This is a genomic window from Klebsiella sp. MISC125 (assembly GCF_051131775.1).
In the GTDB taxonomy this organism is placed as follows: domain Bacteria; phylum Pseudomonadota; class Gammaproteobacteria; order Enterobacterales; family Enterobacteriaceae; genus Klebsiella.
Window position 1 is genome coordinate 3,351,969 of the sequence record NZ_CP180448.1, and the last position, 18,267, is coordinate 3,370,235.

Sequence of the window (18,267 nt, forward strand, 5' to 3'; positions counted from 1 at the left end):
AAAGGAGTTATGAGATGGATATCAATGAGTTTCCACCGGGAGTGATGGAACATCTTGGGTGGTATGTATACAGATTAATTGATCCAAGGGATGGAAGTACCTTCTACGTGGGGAAAGGGAAAGGAAATCGTGTATTTGCCCATATGCGCGGTGAGGTCGCCGTGGCTGATGATGATGAAATGCTTAGCAACAAACTAAAGCAACTTCGAGAGATAAGATTGGCAGGTCTTGAGGTCATTCATGTAATTCACCGACACGGTATGGCAGATGAAAAGACCGCTTACGAGGTTGAAGCCGCACTTATAGACGCTTATCCCGGTTTAACTAACATCATGAATGGCGCTGGCAGCAATGAATATGGTGCTGCGCATATCAAAGAGTTAATCGCAACATACCAACCTGAAACAGTCGTGTTCCAACATAAAGTGCTGATGATATCCGTTAACAGAAGTTCAAAGGATGTAGACCTTTATGATGCCGTACGTTTTAGCTGGCGTGTCAGTGTTGAACGTGCACGTAAGGCTGAAGTTATACTGGCTACAGTGAGGGGAATCGTGAGGGGGGTATATGTAGCTGATGAGTGGCTCCAATCTACCCGTGAGAATTTCCCAGAGATGCATTCATGGGATGCAGACGATGAGTTTGAATCTACTCAAAAAACCCGCTTTGGATTCCGAGGGAGAATCGCATCCTCAGAGCTAGTAAAGCTCTATCTTGGTAAAAAGATTCCGGATGCTCTAAGAAAGAAAGGCGCTATGTCTCCTGTGAAATATTCTCCAGGTTTTTGATTTCTGAATGGTCTGAACTTCTGTAGGAACTTTTTGAGGGAAGAGCCAATTTCAGCGCCTCGTTCATAGCGGTAGGTATGCCTGTTTCGATACACCAGATCACAACCACGGAATACAAAAACATGAGTTCAACGCCTGACCCACGACAATACCGTTAACTATCGCTCATTTCTGCGAGCCACCTTTCAGCAAACGGTATTGCCCGGCGTAGGTAAGCGTTGTATCGTAATGTTGTGCCTGAAAAATCAGGTACCGGGATTAGCCTCCTGACCTAAATTCCTCATCGCAACTAATCGGAGGCTACCTATGACGACATCCGTCCCCCCTGTCTGCACTTCAGATATCGTCCCTGATTTCACCCACGGCGAGTTCTATTCCCATGTTGAAGCACGCGCGATCCCTCTGTACGGCGAGTGGATGGCCCAAGCCGGTTTTGTTAACGGGATGCCAGTTAAAATTCGCGTGATGAAAGACTGCATTGTGATTACCCCGCAGAATACCCGCGAGCTTTGGGGCTGTCTTGAAGGTATGAGCACAACCTATATCAATCAGCGAAAAGTAAAGGCATGGCTGAAAACCTTTCCGGGGGCGCTGAATGATACCGGAGAGATTCCGGCGATTAAGCGCAGGAAGTTGGGCGGTAAACTCTAGCAATGAACGTGGCCCGGCCAAGCGAAGCGACGCCGGGATTCGCATCCGTGGCTCATGAAGTGTTTGGTGGCGCTTCTGCTATGTGCCAGGTATAGTCATTCACACCCTGAGAGTTACACTTTTAAGTGATTCAGGGTATGCGCTTACTGGTTACGAATATTGTGCCAGAATCATGTGGTTTGATGATTGCCGCTTTGCTTTCGAGCCAGTAAGTGCTCCACGTTCGCTAACGAATACTCAGGGCATGCAGAAAAACTGCTGACTATATTTCTTTCGAAGAGCGTGGAATGCATACCAATCCTCGATTTAAAGGAGCTGGTGATGACTGCGATTAATCAGTTTGCTGCTCATGTTGGTCTGGACTGGGCGGATAAAAAACACGATGTCTGCGTTCAGTTTAAAAACGGCGAGCGCATATTCCAGGTGGTTGAACACACTCCGGAAGCACTTGATATCTGGCTCAACGAGTTGCACCAAAAGGTGAAAGGCAGGATCGCTATCGCCCTTGAGCTGAAGAAAGGCCCGGTGGTGTATGCTCTCCAGAAGTACCCATTTGTCACTGTTTTTCCTGTGCACGCGTTGTCACTGGCCCGCTATCGGCAGACCTTCTGGCCAAGCGGTGCTAAGGATGATCCACAGGATGCTGAGTTAGCATTAGAGCTAATGCTACGCTATCCCCAAAAAGATAAAAGCCATAGAACCCGACAATGGCAATATCCGATTACTTCAACAGTTAGTTGAGCAGCGTCGACTGCTGGTTGAGGACAAACGCCGCTTTGTGAATCGACTCATCAATACGCTAAAACAGTATTATCCTCAGCCCCTGGAGTGGTTCTCACATCGGGGTAGCTTACTGTTGTGTGAGCTGATTATCCGGTGGCCCAGTCTGCAACAACTGAAACGAGCCAGGCGCGACACGATTCGCAACTTTCTGAATGCCAAAGGTGGCCGCGCAATGGCCCTTACCGAGCAACGTGTTGCGAATATTGATAACGCGATCCCATTGACGACAGACCTGAGTGTTATAGAGGCTAATGCTTTGATGGCAACAGCACTGGCGACACAAATTAAAGTCGTGAGTGAAATCATCAAAACCTATGACGAACGAATCGAAACGCTGTTTGACACATTGCCAGATGCTGGGCTGTTCAAATCACTTCCGGGCATGGGGCCGTGTATGGGCCCACGTATGCTTGCTGCACTTGGTGATAACCGTGATCGGTTTAACAGCGCTGAAGAAATTCAAAACTATGCAGGTATTGCACCGGTGACCGAACGAAGTGGCCAGAAATCATGGGTTCACTGGCGATGGCAATGTGCCAAGTTCGTCAGGCAGACCTTTGTTGAATGGGCTGCCAAGACGGTTAATTCATCATACTGGGCCAAACTTTATTACCAGAGACAGCGAGAAAAAGGGAAATCGCATCAATCAGCAATCCGGGCTCTGGCGTTTAAATGGATAAGGATCATTTACCGCTGCTGGAAGACCAGAACCCGCTACGACGAAGCTAAATATTTGCTGACACTGGAAGCGCGAAAGTCGCCCTTACTGAAGCCATAAAAAGCTTGTCGAATGTCTCAGGGCGTGAAGCGGACAAACGCCGTCCGGTGTAGCTTTACAGTGTCCCCAAAATCATTGGTAAAAAAAACAGCAGATGACAATGAATTTATTTTCGAATAACTGGCGAAAAGATAGTACGGATTTTGCCGGGATTGTTTTCTCGGCTTGAGTAAAAAACCGGTTGAAAAATAGGTACTTCGGTATTAATTTAGGTTGAGAAGAAATCACGAAGAAGGCAGAAAGAGCAACGGACCGCAAAACCTGTTACTTAAATTACTGGCGTAATTCTGTACCAGATTCTACTGCCACTATGGCCAGCATTAAGCAATTGAGGAAAATATGAATTTCCCCAAATATAACCAAACTAATTCTCAAGAAAGATTAGGTGTAAATGCTGTCGCAGAAGCTATAGCAAAAATTGGCCAGATTTGGCGTGAAACTCCAATGGCTGACGTTGGAATTGATGGCCAGATTGAGTATGTTAGTCCCGAGGGGTTTGCCACAGGAAGGATGATAGCTGTTCAAATAAAGTCAGGGCCATCCTTTTTTAAGGAAAGCAAAGGAGATTGGGTTTTCCACCCAGAAGAGAAGCACCGATTTTACTGGGAAAGATTTCCGTTGCCTGTACTCATAATTATTCACAACCCAGATACTAATTTAAGTTATTGGCAAGATGCTCGCCAAGTGTTAAGAGTTGCCAAGCCAACAGATGCAAAGGGTATTACCATACCCAAATTAAATGTCTTACAATCTACCAGTGCGAAAACACTCTTTGAAGGGTTTGCGGTCATAGATCAAGACTTCATGTCGGTCGAAGAGGTTCTTGACTATTTGATTAAGGCTAAAAGTAACAATGCTTCATTTCCTGTATCATATTTCAATCTATTCTGCTCCGGCCTAACTAATATCTGTCGCTCTTTATATTTTGGTATGGATGTAGCAATGACCGTGGCAGACGTTGAATTACAAAATCAAAATTCACCTTTTGGTGTCGGAGTGGGCGACTCAGAACATAATTTTCTGTTTGAGTATATAAAGTTCATCGTACACCAGCGTATAGCTGATGTTGATTTCTCTGACTGTATGATTGACTGGTATGATCGTGCGATGCAGCCATCTTTTATGGCACCACTGACCTCTAGAGGTAAAGAATTATTACGGCTCATCCATGAATTAGAATGTAGGTTAAAGGCGGAAGACAAAATAGAAGATACTGGGCTTTTACACGCCGCACAAGAGGGTTTTGTGCAGTTGCTATTTACCACAAGCGAAATACAGAGGATTGAACTTACCAATAAAATTCAGCGAGAGTACTTAAAAAGTGCCTAACAAGCATGTTGTCGGACTGGTTTTCTGCTGCGATCTAAACTAGCCGAAAATGTGAGCGTTATGTCCACAATTCGCTCACAGCGGACCTTTTGTTGGGCAGTAATTTATCCAACGATACGTTCAGTGATAACCTCCCGTTGATATCCGTGTATGTCATGCATAGTGTCACAACTCAATGGTGGACCGGACGGGGGCATCGTAAGATGCGCCGGTGCGCTGAGGCCGGTAGTTCCAACCCCGTCTGGTTCTACCACCAATGAGATTGGAACCCTGACATACCGGGCATCCCTCAGGACGCTTTCTCATGTACTGTCATGATGAACACCAATGGGCCCTCCTCCCGATTTTCATAGAAATGAGGAACGTCCGTTCTGGCTGTTGCCGAACACCCGGTCTTCACCAGATACAGTTGGTCCTGCACGCCCAGCGTGAGCGTGCCCGTCTGAACATAAAACAGTTCCAGCGTCCCTTCCGTATGGCCGGGTGACGCAAATTTTTCCCCCGGCTGCATTTCCCACATCCAGAGCTCTGTCATTTCGGGCCCACCCGAACCTGCGAGCAACCTTGCTCTTCCGCCTTTTTCACCTGCCCACAATTCTGGGATCTCATCTTCAGCAATGAGATGCACGGTCGGTTTAGAGCTGACATCAACAAAATCCGCCACCGAAACGCCCATCGCGGCAGCCAGGCGGCATAACAGGGCAATGCTGGGATTCGCCCGGCATCCCTCAATCTCAACCAGCGCTCCCTTGCTGACGCCCGCCCGACGGGATAGCTCATCGAGGGAAATTTTCTTTTGCTTACGATACAGCTTGATTCGCTGAGAGACGGCTTCATTCACGGTGCTGACGATAGAATTTGCGTCGGTCATTAAATTGACTTTTTTGGTCATCGGTCATTATCATGGAATAAATTGGTCATTACAGGATTATCACGTGTTAACAGTCTCTCCGTCAATTGCTCCTGAAATTTATCGTATTACTCCTGCTTTCGGGCACTCAGCATCTCCGTAAAAGCTGCGCCAGTACTTAACCCTGATACGGGAGAAACAGCGCTGCGAGAAGCATGTGAAGCGGTTCTGAGCGGTGAACCAGTATGGGCGGAATCTCATCTGGCTGCATGGGCCGACGTTTTTCAAACGTTTGGCGCTAAACCCAAACGCACCCCTTGCTCAGCTGATGCGTTACGTAAACGCGTATTACGTGACGGAACGATGCCAGCGCTCGATCCCATTGTTGATCTCTATAATGCCGTGAGTCTCCGCTACGCCGTTCCGGTTGGTGGAGAGAATATCTCTGCCTATCAGGGTTCGCCGCGCCTGGCGGTGGCAAAAGGAACAGAGCCTTTTGATACTATAAAAGAGGGTGAGAACGCCGTTGAATATCCTTCGCCAGGCGAAGTTATCTGGTGCGATGATACCGGCGTGACCTGCCGCCGCTGGAACTGGCGACAGGGGATCAGAACCCGTTTAGGGGTGGAAGCTCAGCAAATGTGGTTTATTCTGGAGAGCTTGCCGCAGATGCCGCTGGAGAAGCTTTACGAAGCCGGGAAGATGCTGACCGACGGCCTCGAAAAAATGATGCCCAGTCTGTGGTTTGAGGTGGCTCTCATCGAAGAGCAATCCCAGTAATATCATTCAGGAGAAACAACATGTTCACCGGTTTGTCTGCTTTCCCGTTAACCCCGATCGCTGGAAGCGGCGTCGACGAACAAGGGTTCAGTAAAATTGTGGCCCGCCTGGCGGCGGCCCGTGTTGATTCTATGGGCATTCTGGGTTCAACCGGCAGCTATGCGTATCTGACCCGGGAGCAGCGCAAGCGCATCGCGACGCTGGCCAAACAGCATGCCGGGGATATCCCAATGATGGTGTGTGTGGGGGCGGTCAGTACCGATGCCATCCTGCATCTGGCAGATGATGCGCAGGCAGCTGGCGCAAATGCCCTGTTGCTCCCGGCGGTTAGCTACCAGTCTCTGCGTGACGAAGAAGTCTTTGCTCTTTTTGAGACCGTTACCCGGCACGTGTCTGTCCCGGTGTGTATCTATGACAATCCAGGCACCACGCATTTTACCTTTACCGATGAACTGCACGGTCGTCTCTCATCACTGGAGGGTGTTCGCTCGGTTAAGATCCCCGGCGTCCCGGATAGCCCGGCGGCAGCGGCTGAGCGGGTGAATGCGTTACGTCACCAGTTGCGCCCTGGCGTAACCATCGGTATTAGTGGAGATGCCTATGCCGGGCTGGGATTAAACGCCGGTTGTGAAGTCTGGTATTCCGTATGCGGCGGTCTGTTCCCGGAGATGGCGAAACAAATCACTGAAGCAGCCGCAGCGAAGGATCATGAGCGTGTTACTGCCCTGTCAACTCGCCTTGAGCCGTTGTGGGCGCTGTTCCGTAAATATGGCGGGAGTATTCGCGTGATTGCCGCTGCCGCTGGCGTGCTTGGACTTACCGATACGGATTGCCTGCCTCGTCCTTTGCAGCCGTTGTCGGCAAATGATATTGCGGATATTGCCCGCGTGATAAGCGCACTGGAGCTGAAGTAACTCCCCCAAAGGACCGACAGTCTGGGCTGATATTTGCAAGACTTCAGCCCGGATGTTACCCACGGATTGATTTAGCCAGTTTCTTTTGCAGCATGATGACCATGACGGGAAATCCACATGCGGCGAATGCACTGACAACCAACAGCCGGTTTAGATTTTGCATTGTTAATCCCTGGTCAGGGAGTAATAAGGACGACAGAAAGAAGGCAAAAGTGGTTATCAGGAACATCATGGCTGTCTGCAGCGAAGAAAAATTGGCGCGTTGTTCATCTTCAGGATATTGAACCGCCACCAACGACGCACAGACAAGTCGGCTATACGAGGCGCCAAGGAATAAGGTGATAAATAGAAAGACATTATGGTAACCCATCGCCGGGATCAGCAAACTGGCGACAAACAACAGTGTGGAAAGGGTTGCCAGCGTCAACGCAGATAAACGTGACGTCAGAATACCGGTTATTTTTGTAGACAGATAACCGGCGATCCCGCCGCTTAAGAATAATAAAGGTAATAGCTTTTGCTGTGCGCCCATATATTGCGTCATTAATGGCGTCAATATGGGAATGATCAGCATGGGGCTAAATTGTACGAATGCAGAACAAGAAGCGAAGAGTAAGGTTTGAGTATCAATAGACAGCCTGGCCTTCACGCCGGATGAGACCGTATCCCTGGGGAGGATAAAAACGATCAGCGGTAAAGAGATCAGGCAAAGTAAACTGATTAACCACAGCGCAATATGCCAGCCATAGTGTGTGCACAAAAATAATATCGCGGGCATGCCGACGATACTGACCATCGAAAATGAGGCAATCACCGTCGCCAGTATTTTTCCGCGTAAGTTTGCCGGGGCATGATTAATTAAAATACTCGTCCCTACCCCCATTGTTGTACCGCCAATTAATCCTGCGCAAAATCGTAGTACCAGAAGAATGTCAAAATGCGTGGTGAGCGTGGACAAAAAGGTGAGCGCTCCCAGCAACAGCATATTTTTGATTAAGAAGGTTTTTTTATTAAACAGATGGATGCAATAAAACGCAGTAATCCCAGAAATGACCGCACCCAGCGTGTACATCCCCGAGACATAGCCAGCATAGGATACCGGCCGAAAACCCGTCGGCCATAAAAGCAAAAACAGGCGTTAACGCCATATATTCCAGCGCATTAGTGAACTGGATAAACGCCATGACGAAGGCTATCCGCATAAGGGCTTTGTGATTAAACGTCTGTGTAGTCAGTGACATAGCGAGCAACCTATGGATGAAAGAGACCCGAGTTTAATCGCTATCAACTGTGTTTATAATATGGTAGAAATGGCAAACATTATTATCATATATGGGATAGTTAATGCGTCCGGCCCTTGATTTTACGACCCTAAAAGTGTTCGTTGCGGTGGTGGAAAGAGAAAGTTTTGTTGGGGCATCGAAGGCCCTGGAAATGCCGACATCCAATGTGAGTCGTTGCATTTCTCAGTTAGAAGAAAAACTGAATATCCAGCTTATTGAGCGCAGCACCCGACATATGAAGCTCACCCAGGCGGGGCACCTGCTCTATACCCGAGCGAAGCCATTACTGGAGGCGCTTGAGCAAACCGAGACCGAATTAACGTTGCGACAAATGCAACTCAAAGGCCCATTACGGATCTGTATCCCCAATGAAATAGGCCCTGCACTGCTGGGTTCCGTTATTGCCGATTTCGCCTGTCAGTATCCGGATTTGGAAATCAGCTGTGTCACCAATTTGTCAGGTTTCGAATCGCTGCGCGATGATCTGGATTTGGCTATCATTATTAGCCGTGGCCAGATGGATGACAGCGACTACATCGCTCGTCATCTGATGACTATTCCCTGCACCATTGTTGCAGCCCCCTCCGTTATTAAGCGCTATGGCACACCTTCTCATATCCAGCAATTTGCAGAATTACCCTGTATTACAACGGTCAGTGCATTGAAAGGCGCACCCTGGCAGTTCGTCAATAAAAAGGGGGGATTCGAGACCATTAAGGTTAAAGGGCATTATCGGGTAAACAGCGGAGAGATGGCTGGACGCGCTGCGGTCGCCGGGGTCGGTTTTGCCATTCTAGCGAAACAGGCCTGCCAACCCTACATTAACGATGGACGGTTAATTGAGGTGGAGTTTGAACAATCGGCAGCCCCATTACAGTTGTTCGCCCTCTATTCAGACAGGCGTTACTTACCGACGAAAACAAGAGCGCTTATTGATTTCATCCAGCAGAAATTGAGCGATATCTCCTTCGGGGTTTAATGGTCACCCGGATAACAGGGTCAAGGAACGTCTGTTTATTGACCTTTTCCGCAGACATTGCAAATAGGTATCACACAAGCTCTAATTGTGTGAATAACCCAGCAAAAGCACTTCTACCGTGAGGATTTCCAGATGACTCCCTTTCATCAACTGACGGCCACCAGCCTGCGTGGCGAAATGATCCCCATGGCAGACTACGCGGGCAAGCTGGTTCTGGTGGTAAATACCGCCAGCCAGTGTGGTTTCACCCCACAATACGCAGGCCTTGAAGCGCTCTACAAAAAGTACGCCTCTCAGGGTCTGGTGGTGCTTGGTTTTCCCTGCAATCAGTTTGGTAAGCAGGAGCCCGGTGGTGCCGATGAAATCGCGCAGACCTGCCACATTAACTACGGCGTGAGCTTCCCGATGTTCGAGAAAGTGGAAGTCAACGGCGCGGCAACGCACTCGCTGTTTCGTTATCTGAAAGAGGAATTGCCCGGCGTGCTGGGCGGGCGGATCAAATGGAACTTCACCAAGTTTTTGATCGGACGCGATGGTAAGCCGCTCAAGCGTTTTGCGCCCATCACTACCCCGGAGAAGATGGAAGCTACAATCGTTGCTGCACTTGAAACCTAAGTTTTCCCCTCATCCACTCCCTTCACTTTATAGAGCTTTCCTTAAAATGATTATATGCGTGTTATGCCTCAGCGGGCATTTGAGAGACATTCAGGCTCACCTCCTGTTGGCTAACATTCATGATTTTATGGTCAATTAATGGTTAGCCCAAAAGAAATAGTGGCGCATTATGTCATTGTTGCGGTCGTGGCTTATGATCCCGCATGATTGAAAAGATGGCAGGAATGAAGGAAGAATATGCCAATCTTGCTGAGGCTTAAATGGATTGAGGGGCAAGAAATGGGATCGTATAAAACAGTAAAGAGAATCGTTATGCTGACCATTGTGGCCAGCCTGGCTGCGGGATGCGCGCCGTTACATCCTCCCGGCTGCCATAAGACCACGGCAATCGGTAATTGCAGTTCAGGACGCTGGGATGATCAGGATGAATGGGGTGCACAAGCGCGGGCAATCAGGGCGGCAATAAACGCCAAACTTGCTGAGCCGCAAAACTGGAAAGGGAAAAAATGCAGGTTGCATATTGAATTTGCTCAGGATGGCACGGCTTCAAACATATCAACCAGCAATGGCAATAAAGCCTATTGCCAAGCGATAAAATCAGCAGCCCAAAAAGCGAAATTCCCAGCCTTCAACAATCCCGAAGTCTATAGAGATTTTCAAAAATCCGGCTTCGACATGCGCGGTTAGCCACACAAAAACTATCTAAATATCTGCTCCTCGCTCATAGCAGATCTGATGGTCACCCAGTCTATCTGCTGCGTGCCATGAGCGGATATTGCTAACTCCCCAGCATAATAATTGTTGGGGAGCCTCTTAAGACCAAGTCACCGCGAAAGAACTTTGATGATCCGAGATACACACTCATCGCTGGATAAACTGTATGAGTCTAAAATGAGGTGTTCTCTGTTCCATGGTTCATAATTCAAATCAGTAACATCTTTCCAATCCGGCAGGGTTAACCCCTCGACTTCAGACACCCTTGTTTCTACTCGTTTACGATGCTCAACCTTATCAGAGCATACAATTTCAATTTCTAAAAAGCCGGTTCTTACAGATAGAGCGATATCCCGATAGGCATCACGGGTTAATGCCAGTGGATTCACTGAGTCAGCGATGACTGTTGCTCCTAATTGCAGGTTTTCCCTGGCGAGTGAGTAAGCAACAAAATAACCAGTAGGCCCCATTTCACGGTCATCTTCTTCGGCTTTAAGTATGGCTTGCTCAATCGTGTCTATTCGCAAGTACAGAGCATTTAATTGCTTTGCCAAAGCCTGAGCGATAGTACTTTTCCCGCTTCCAGGTAGGCCACTGAAGATGATTAGCATAACTTGCCCTTGAGTGATGAAATCCAAAAGTATTAAAACACACCGGGCCATGAATTGTGGGAATTCATGCCGCAGCGATATGATGATACCTCGCTCAAAGCAGCCCTTGCTGTTGCCGCTGACAAGTTTGAACCACCAGCAAGAGACAACGCTATCACTACGGCAGGAATAGGTTTCCCCCACACAAACCCTGTTGACTTATTCTGTAAAAAGATTACTTTTCAGGACATGAAGAAAATACTTATTATTGTCCCCGATGGCGGCATGCTGTTTGAATCCGCCGGTATTGCCGACATTCTGATGCAGGCCAACCGCCTGCATCCGGAAGGCGCTACGGACATCTGTTATCAGGTCCAGCTAGCGACAACCCAGCCGCATCAGGTGATCCATGGTCAGTCCGGTTTAAATTTGCTGGCCGATCATCGCCTGCATGAGATAGACCCTCGCGAGCCTCTCGATACCATCATTATTACCGGCAGAGGTCAAAACCTGCAGGAAGGAATTGCGGTGGTTGACTGGCTGCGCCTTGCCGCTCCCCATGCCCGCCGCATTGCCTCCATTTGCGGCGGTGCAATGCTGCTGGCGCAAACCGGGCTGCTGGACGGCAGACGCGCCACCACCCACTGGAAGCTACTGGAAACCATGCAGGCAGAATATCCTCAGGTGCGCGTGGAAGGCGGTCCGCTCTATATTCAGGACGAACACATCTGGACCTCAGGCGGGGTCAGCTCCGGCTTCGACCTGACGCTCGCGTTGGTTGAAGAGGACTACGGCTTCAGCCTGGCGCGCGACATCGCTCAGGACTTCGTCATGTACCTGCACCGCCCCGGCGGCCAGCTACAGTTTAGCCGCTACAACTTTCAGCAAACCAGCACTCTGGGCCCAATTAACGATCTGCTGGCCTGGTTGCTTGAGAACCTCACCGCCGACCTTAGCGTGGACAAACTGGCGGAAAAAGTCGCCATGAGTCCGCGAAATTTCACCCGCGTATTTTCCCGTGAAACCGGCGCATCTCCGGCGCGCTACGTCGCCGAAGCCCGTCTCGCCGCTGCCCGGCAGCGTCTGGAGCAAACCAACGAGACGCTGGAGCGTATCGCCGAACAAACGGGATTTGGCAGCAGCATTAACCTGCGGCGGCTGTTTGAAAAACAGCTCCACCTCACACCGGGTGAATATCGCCAACGCTTTCACTGTCGTAAAATGGCGTAAAGTGATCCTTTTTTGTCATTTACGCCAAACGCTGACCGGCCTACATTAGCTCCAGAGACAACAGATAAGGAGTTGATCATGGTAAAGGTCGGTATTAACGGTTTTGGCCGTATCGGACGTAACGTACTGCGTGCTGCACTGGGTAACCCGGATATTCAGATTGTGGCCATCAACGATCTGACAGACAGTAAAACGCTGGCGCATCTGCTGAAATACGACTCGCTGCTCGGAAAACTCGACGCCGACGTTACCGCCGGTGAGGGGCAACTGGTGGTTGACGGTAAACCCATTACCGTGTTCAGCGAACGCGATCCGGCCAACATCCCGTGGCGTGAGCGTGAAGTCGATATCGTCATTGAAGCTACCGGCTTCTTCACCGATCGTGACAAAGCGGCGGTGCATATTCACAGCGGTGGCGCAAAGCGCGTGATTATCTCCGCCCCTGGTAAAAACGACGATTTAACCATCGTGATGGGCGTTAACGATGGGCTCTACTCCCCGGAGAAACACTTTGTTGTCAGCAACGGGAGCTGTACGACTAACGGCCTGGCACCTGCCGCACAGGTTCTGCACCAGCATTTTGGTATTAAGCATGGTCTTATGAACACCACCCACGCCTACACCAACAGTCAGGCGCTACACGACCAGCCGGAAAAAGACCTGCGTGGTGCCCGTGCCGCAGCGCTGTCGATTGTGCCTTACTCCAGCGGCGCCGCAAAGGCGCTGGGTAAAGTCATCCCTGAGCTGGATGGCCGCTTAACCGGTTATTCGCTGCGCGTACCGGTTCCGGTGGTATCCATTGTCGACCTGACCGTGACGCTTGAGCGGGATGTAACGACAGAAGAGGTCAATAATGCGTTTCGTGAAGCCGCTGCAGCGGGGCCACTGCAAGGGATCCTCGGCTATAGCGATGAACCGCTCGTCTCAAGCGACTACCAGGGTGACCCGCGCTCTTCCATTATCGACGGTCTGTCAACGCTGGTGATTGGCGGCAATATGGTCAAAATTCTGGCGTGGTACGACAACGAATGGGGATTCTCAAACCGCCTCGTCGAGCTGGCGCTGTTGATGGCAAGGCGTGAACGTTAACCCCCTGCTCTCGCACTCAATCTAAAAAGCATAAATGCCCTCTAGGGGCATTTATGCTTTTACGGCAATGTGCGGAATGCAAATATTTTCTGATCAGGTATTCCTGTCGTGCTGGAAAATATTTAGTGCACAAATAACGCGATCAAAATAATGATAGGAATAGGCACACCCAGAAAGAAAAGCAATATTGAACGCATAGGTTCCTCCTTCATAATGAATATTGAAAGCTATAAATCACGCTGACGGCCGCCATAGGTTGCGCAGAGGCTGGCGACAAACGCACCGATTAACAGAGAAATAAATGACCACAGGGTGACATAGCTAGTGGTTTTTCTGGCAGTATCTGCGGCCTGCTGCGCTTTATTTTTTGCCTCTTTCAAATTAGCCTGCGCTTTATCATAAACAGACTGAACACGTTGCTCGGCCTCTTTCTGACTGATGCCGGTATTTTGAGAAACTAACTGCGCCACATAAGTCAGGTCATCCGGGGGAAGCGCGCCAGAATAAATACTGTTAGCAAAAATACCCGTAACCTCTGCTAATTGCGCTGGTGACTCGGCTCTTGGCGGCGCGGGCTGATTCATTGCCATGACGTCATTACCTGATGAATTTGCAGGAAGTCCGCTGTTTTCTGTCGGGGTGGGACCGGTCGCCCTAAAAAGTGAGCGGGTAAAATATTCCATCGATGACTTCGACAGCACAGAGGATTTGTCTCCCGCATTATTCATGGCGGTTGCCGTCGCGCCCCCGGCAACGGAGCCCACCACTTTTGCGCTACCGCCGATGAGGGAACTGATGGTTGTGGTCAAAAGGACTGCGGATACAAGCAATGCAACGGCCCACGTCAAAAAACCATGCGCAGTATCGCGAAAATAAACTTCATTGGTATGAGTATCAACCCATTTCGTACGAAGGCGTCCGGCCAGGTATCCCCCCATTCCTGATGCCACGATTTGTGTAAATGTCAGCCATGCGATAGCGGCAATGCCTACGGTACCGGCCGCAAGGCCGTGATTTTCCCAAGGGGAAATGGAGGTAAGGCCTAATCCTGCGCCAAGCATAAGCAACATCAGCGCCAGCGAAGCCGCTGCAGCTGCGCCTGCAAATATTGCCCCCCATGATACCGCGCTTGCGCTGTTTACAGCAGCGGCAGGCAAGTGCCTGACGGGTTCCTGATTGCCTAAATTAGTAGATTCGTAGATATTCGTCATTTACGTTGTCCTTTAAAATAACTCTTTAGTCCCGAAGTCGTATTGCACAAACGTCCACAGCAGAAGTTTACCTGCCAGATCTATGGCAACATCGAATTGGGTAATAAACGAAGCAGCTATCACTACCGCTTGAATTGCGGGCGAATCGATATAAAGCCAACTATCTAAATTAATACGAATTAACGATGCATGAATTTAATCAACAATTTGATATTAGTAGAAGATATTATTTTAACCATTTTTTATCGCCCAAAATATCACATTGCAAGTGTAACTAACTGTAAATAATGAGAATATATTTGAAGGTGAATTTTCCGCGATAATGTCCATTATAGGCAAACACTCTTAACCTCTCTGGAATTATCTTATTTTTGTGGCAGTCATCCTCTGAATACTTGCATTTATTAAAAATGGCGTATATTTCTATTTGTATTATTGATTATTTAATACGCCAGATTTAAACGTAATAAATTGCCTTACTGCAGCCAGGTTTACCTATCAACCTGGCCACAAGAGCCGCGCGGGGAATGTTCGCTTCTCGCCCATTGCCCAGCCGGCCTTATCATCGTTACCGTGGCCATACCTGCGGAAATTCATCGGCGACCAGCGGCTCGCCGTCGCGCAGCTTAAGGCCTGGAAACGGCGGCGATGTCACCCCACCACGATCGGCGAAAGTCGCATCGTCCCCCACCCACCGAGCGGAAAAAACCCGGCGTGAACGCGCGGTTGAATTCCCCTTTGCCCCATGCAGCGTGCGAAAATGAAACGCCACCGCATCGCCCGGCTCCAGCGCCCAGCTCACAATGTCATAATCCTCCTCATGGGCATCAATATCCGGCAGCTCCTTAAAGCGCGTGTGTGCGTAGAGCTTTGAACCGTTAAACCGCGTTGGGCTGAATTCGTCATCCCACAGATGTGAACCGCGAATGCAGCGCAGCGAAATCTCCTCCGCCACCGGATCCAGTGGGATCCATAAGCTCACGTTCTGCCGCCCTTCCACGCAGTAATAGGGCTGATCGTGATGCCATGGCGTAACGGTACTGCCGCCTGGCTGTTTCACTAGCGTGTGTTCGTGGAAAAACTTCGCCGTCTGCGAACCCATCAGCGCCGCGGCGATTTCCGCCGCCGGAGACTGAAACACAAAATCCGTAAATTCCGGGATCTGCGCCCAGTTGCAGTAGTCCTGAAAAAACGGCGCGGAACCGTCCTTTGGGATCACCGTTCGCGCATGACCATACTCGCTGGGGTTTGCCATCAGCGCGGCGACGCCGCCCGACAGGCTCTCGATCCACGGCGTAAATACGCCCTTGAGTAGCACCACGCCATCCGCCTGCCAGCGGTCGATGGTCTGTTGATCAATACGCGGGGAGTGCTGGTTTTGCATAGTCGCCATCCTGTGTTGATAGATCAGGTGAGAGAATCGGGGGTATCGGCGCGCATCCACGCGCAAAGGTTTTTCAACATCGCCATACAGCGTTCCGTCTGGGAGATACTGATATACTCGTCCGCCTTATGGCCCTGCTCCATGCTGCCCGGCCCGCAAATGAGCGTCGCAATGCCCGCCTCATCAAACAGGCCGCCTTCGGTACCATAGGCAACCGTTGTGAGACTGTCTTTACCGCACCACTGCGCCAGCCAGCGGGCAAAGTCCGACTGCGGGTCGCTCAACAGTCCCGGATAGTGGCTTAGCGGCAGGAAACGGATATCGCAACTCTGCGCCACCTTGCGCATCGCCGGGAGAAGCTGCTCGCGGGCATAGTCGGCCAGGGCGTCGGTCACCGCCTGCGGTCTCGTACCTGGCAAATAGCGGATTTCAAAATCAAACCAACAGGATTGCGGGACGATATTCAGCGCCGTGCCGCCGTGGAGGGTTCCCACCTGCAGCGTGCCCGATGGCGGTGAAAACCGGTTGTCCTGTTGCTGCGCGAAGCTTTCACCCAGCGTATCCAGGCGGTTAATCAGCTTCGCCGCATAGCTGATCGCATTAACCCCTTGCGGAGCATAAGCTGAGTGACAAGCGTGCCCCTCCACGCAGCAGCGCATGGCGAGTTTGCCTTTGTGCCCATAGACCGGACGCATTTCTGTCGGCTCGCCGATAATGCACAGCGCCGGTTTCTCAGCCGACGCGCGGAGAAAATCCACCAGGCTGCGCACGCCCAGACAGCCGACCTCTTCATCATAAGAAAGCGCCAGATGCAGCGGCATTCGCAGCGGCGCGGCAAGAAACGCCTCCAGCGATGCCAGAACGCAGCCGATAAACCCTTTCATATCCGCGCTGCCGCGACCGTAATAGCGCTCGTCGCGTTCGGTCAGCGCAAACGGCGGCACCGTCCACGCCTGGCCATCCACCGGCACCACGTCGGTATGGCCGGAGAGCATCACGCCGCCGGGACCCGACGGGCCGATTCGGGCATACAAGTTCGCTTTGCGTCCTTCGTCATCATAAAACAGCTGTGATGTTATGCCGCGCGCGTGCAAAAAGTCGGCGACCCAGGTAATCAGTGCCAGATTCGACTCGCGGCTGGTGGTATCAAACGCCAGCAGCTCTCCGAGGATCTCCTGCAGGCGATTACTCATCGCCCGGCACCCCGTAGGTCGGCGCTTCACGCGGATCCAGCGCGCGGGTGATGTACGCTTCCATTTGCGGCTCATAGGCCAGCCACAAAGCTTCCAGCGCCGCCACCGGGTTCTCTTCCGCCCAGTCCACGCGTAAATCAACGACTGGCCAGGCGTAATCTTCCACCACTTTCAGCGCCGCCGAGTGTTCAGGCCCCGCTTCGCCGCCCGCGTCAATTCCCGCCTGCAGAGCCGTAATCAAACGGCTGGCCAGTTCACCGGTAGCGCCTTCGAACGCCGCCGTCATAGCGATAATGACCTGCGGGTTGGCGAGCATATTTCCCGCCGCCACGCAGTTTTCGCCCTGCGCCACCTGCCAGATACCCAGCGTCTGCTCGCCGCTGAAAACGGCGCTTTCGCCGCTGGCGTCGATCACCACCACCTGGCGATAATCACTAAACCGGTCTTCGCCCAGCGCCTGCTTCAGGGCCTGCTCCGGGGGGAGCCCCGCTTCCAGACCGGCAAGGATCTGCGGCCCAAGTGCGGGCAGCGTAATATTCTGGCTGGATACCGCGCCAACGCCAGGTAGCAGCCATGGGCAGCGAGCGCCGACGGCAATGCTCGACGAGCTAATCGCGATCCCTAGCTGACCTGACTCCGGGCACAAGGCGGAAATAGAAATGGTCATAACGCCCCCTGTTCATTCCAGTCATCAGGTATCACCGCCGTGACATCAATTTCCATCAGCCACTGCGGCTGCGCGAGAGCCGACACCACCACGCCGGTCGAAATCGGAAACACGCCTTTCAGCCATTTACCCACTTCCTGATACACCGGCTCGCGATAGCGCGGGTCAATAAGGTAGGTCGTCGTTTTGACGATATGCGTCAGATCGCTTCCGGCCTCTTCCAGCAGCTGCTTAACGTTTTTCATCGCCTGCTCCGCCTGAGCGCGTGGGTCGCCAAGACCTATCAGGTTGCCGTCAAAATCGGTTCCGACCTGGCCGCGAACGTAAACGGTATTGCCTGCGCGTACCGCCTGGCACAGATCGTTGTTGAGCGTCTGATTCGGGTAGGTCTCTTTGGTGTTAAACATCCGAATGCGGGTATGTGTTGGCATATTTTGCG

General features: G+C 51.0%; 16 protein-coding genes and 3 pseudogenes. 11 read left to right on the forward strand and 8 right to left on the reverse strand.

All coding sequences use genetic code 11. The features are described from left to right. Window positions 1–107: 107 nt before the first annotated feature. The 4 genes and pseudogenes from ACMYSL_RS15930 (at window position 108) to ACMYSL_RS15945 (ending at window position 4,329) form a co-directional block, all read left to right on the forward strand. Window positions 108–788 carry an LEM-3-like GIY-YIG domain-containing protein gene (locus ACMYSL_RS15930; protein WP_434664114.1) on the forward strand — a complete coding sequence of 227 codons (681 nt, stop codon included), beginning with the start codon at window positions 108–110 and terminating at the stop codon, window positions 786–788. A 306-nt stretch (window positions 789–1,094) separates the two neighbouring features. Further along, on the forward strand, window positions 1,095–1,439 hold the full coding sequence (locus tag ACMYSL_RS15935) for a SymE family type I addiction module toxin (protein WP_434659046.1): 345 nt from the start codon (window positions 1,095–1,097) through the stop codon (window positions 1,437–1,439). A gap of 321 nt (window positions 1,440–1,760) precedes the next feature. After that, window positions 1,761–3,000, forward strand: a pseudogene (locus ACMYSL_RS15940) (IS110 family transposase). Window positions 3,001–3,339: 339 nt separating this feature from the next. After that, window positions 3,340–4,329: a DUF4365 domain-containing protein gene (locus ACMYSL_RS15945; protein WP_352412305.1), complete on the forward strand. Its 990-nt coding sequence runs from the start codon at window positions 3,340–3,342 to the stop codon at window positions 4,327–4,329. 289 nt (window positions 4,330–4,618) lie between these two features. Here ACMYSL_RS15945 and ACMYSL_RS15950 read toward each other — a convergent pair whose 3' ends face one another. Then, on the reverse strand, window positions 4,619–5,221 hold the full coding sequence (locus tag ACMYSL_RS15950) for a helix-turn-helix domain-containing protein (RefSeq protein WP_434659047.1): 603 nt from the start codon (window positions 5,219–5,221) through the stop codon (window positions 4,619–4,621). Between the two features lie 43 nt (window positions 5,222–5,264). Between ACMYSL_RS15950 and ACMYSL_RS15955 the strand changes: the two are divergent. Then, a pseudogene (locus tag ACMYSL_RS15955) lies at window positions 5,265–5,959 on the forward strand (B3/B4 domain-containing protein). A 20-nt stretch (window positions 5,960–5,979) separates the two neighbouring features. Further along, the gene (locus ACMYSL_RS15960; protein ID WP_434659048.1) at window positions 5,980–6,873 is read left to right on the forward strand and encodes a dihydrodipicolinate synthase family protein; all 894 of its coding nucleotides are present in this window, start codon (window positions 5,980–5,982) and stop codon (window positions 6,871–6,873) included. A gap of 55 nt (window positions 6,874–6,928) precedes the next feature. Here ACMYSL_RS15960 and ACMYSL_RS15965 read toward each other — a convergent pair. After that, window positions 6,929–8,114 (reverse strand): annotated as a pseudogene (locus tag ACMYSL_RS15965) (MFS transporter). Between the two features lie 103 nt (window positions 8,115–8,217). Between ACMYSL_RS15965 and ACMYSL_RS15970 the strand changes: the two are divergent. The 3 genes from ACMYSL_RS15970 to ACMYSL_RS15980 all read left to right on the forward strand — a co-directional run bounded on the left by ACMYSL_RS15970 (window position 8,218) and on the right by ACMYSL_RS15980 (window position 10,437). After that, window positions 8,218–9,135, forward strand: a complete 918-nt coding sequence (locus ACMYSL_RS15970; RefSeq protein ID WP_434659049.1) for a LysR family transcriptional regulator — start codon at window positions 8,218–8,220, stop codon at window positions 9,133–9,135. 132 nt (window positions 9,136–9,267) lie between these two features. Beyond that, window positions 9,268–9,750, forward strand: coding sequence for a glutathione peroxidase (locus ACMYSL_RS15975; RefSeq protein WP_434659050.1), 483 nt, complete (start codon window positions 9,268–9,270; stop codon window positions 9,748–9,750). A 243-nt stretch (window positions 9,751–9,993) separates the two neighbouring features. Further along, complete coding sequence (locus tag ACMYSL_RS15980) at window positions 9,994–10,437, forward strand: cell envelope integrity TolA C-terminal domain-containing protein (protein ID WP_434664116.1); 444 nt, start codon at window positions 9,994–9,996, stop codon at window positions 10,435–10,437. A 137-nt stretch (window positions 10,438–10,574) separates the two neighbouring features. On the opposite strand, the gene ACMYSL_RS15985 is transcribed toward ACMYSL_RS15980, so the two are convergent. Beyond that, window positions 10,575–11,258, reverse strand: coding sequence for an AAA family ATPase (locus ACMYSL_RS15985; RefSeq protein WP_434659051.1), 684 nt, complete (start codon window positions 11,256–11,258; stop codon window positions 10,575–10,577). Between the two features lie 45 nt (window positions 11,259–11,303). On the opposite strand from ACMYSL_RS15985, the gene ACMYSL_RS15990 reads away from it, so the two are divergent. Continuing rightward, window positions 11,304–12,284: a GlxA family transcriptional regulator gene (locus tag ACMYSL_RS15990; RefSeq protein ID WP_434659052.1), complete on the forward strand. Its 981-nt coding sequence runs from the start codon at window positions 11,304–11,306 to the stop codon at window positions 12,282–12,284. A 78-nt stretch (window positions 12,285–12,362) separates the two neighbouring features. Further along, window positions 12,363–13,373 (forward strand): type I glyceraldehyde-3-phosphate dehydrogenase, encoded by a 1,011-nt coding sequence (gap, locus tag ACMYSL_RS15995; RefSeq protein WP_434659053.1) that lies wholly within the window; start codon window positions 12,363–12,365, stop codon window positions 13,371–13,373. 227 nt (window positions 13,374–13,600) lie between these two features. Here the strand turns inward: gap and ACMYSL_RS16000 are convergent, their stop codons facing one another. The 5 genes from ACMYSL_RS16000 to ACMYSL_RS16020 all read right to left on the reverse strand — a co-directional run bounded on the left by ACMYSL_RS16000 (window position 13,601) and on the right by ACMYSL_RS16020 (window position 18,259). Then, on the reverse strand, window positions 13,601–14,584 hold the full coding sequence (locus ACMYSL_RS16000; protein ID WP_434659054.1) for a hypothetical protein: 984 nt from the start codon (window positions 14,582–14,584) through the stop codon (window positions 13,601–13,603). A 568-nt stretch (window positions 14,585–15,152) separates the two neighbouring features. After that, complete coding sequence (locus ACMYSL_RS16005; protein WP_434659055.1) at window positions 15,153–15,968, reverse strand: phytanoyl-CoA dioxygenase family protein; 816 nt, start codon at window positions 15,966–15,968, stop codon at window positions 15,153–15,155. Window positions 15,969–15,991: 23 nt separating this feature from the next. After that, entirely contained in the window at window positions 15,992–17,161 is a 1,170-nt protein-coding gene (gene argE, locus ACMYSL_RS16010) for an acetylornithine deacetylase (protein ID WP_434659056.1), read from the reverse strand. Next, window positions 17,154–17,828: a DUF1028 domain-containing protein gene (locus tag ACMYSL_RS16015; RefSeq protein ID WP_434659057.1), complete on the reverse strand. Its 675-nt coding sequence runs from the start codon at window positions 17,826–17,828 to the stop codon at window positions 17,154–17,156. The genes argE and ACMYSL_RS16015 overlap by 8 nt, the downstream gene beginning before the upstream one ends. Then, the gene (locus ACMYSL_RS16020) at window positions 17,825–18,259 is read right to left on the reverse strand and encodes a RidA family protein (RefSeq protein ID WP_139538064.1); all 435 of its coding nucleotides are present in this window, start codon (window positions 18,257–18,259) and stop codon (window positions 17,825–17,827) included. The genes ACMYSL_RS16015 and ACMYSL_RS16020 overlap by 4 nt, the downstream gene beginning before the upstream one ends. Window positions 18,260–18,267 lie beyond the last annotated feature (8 nt).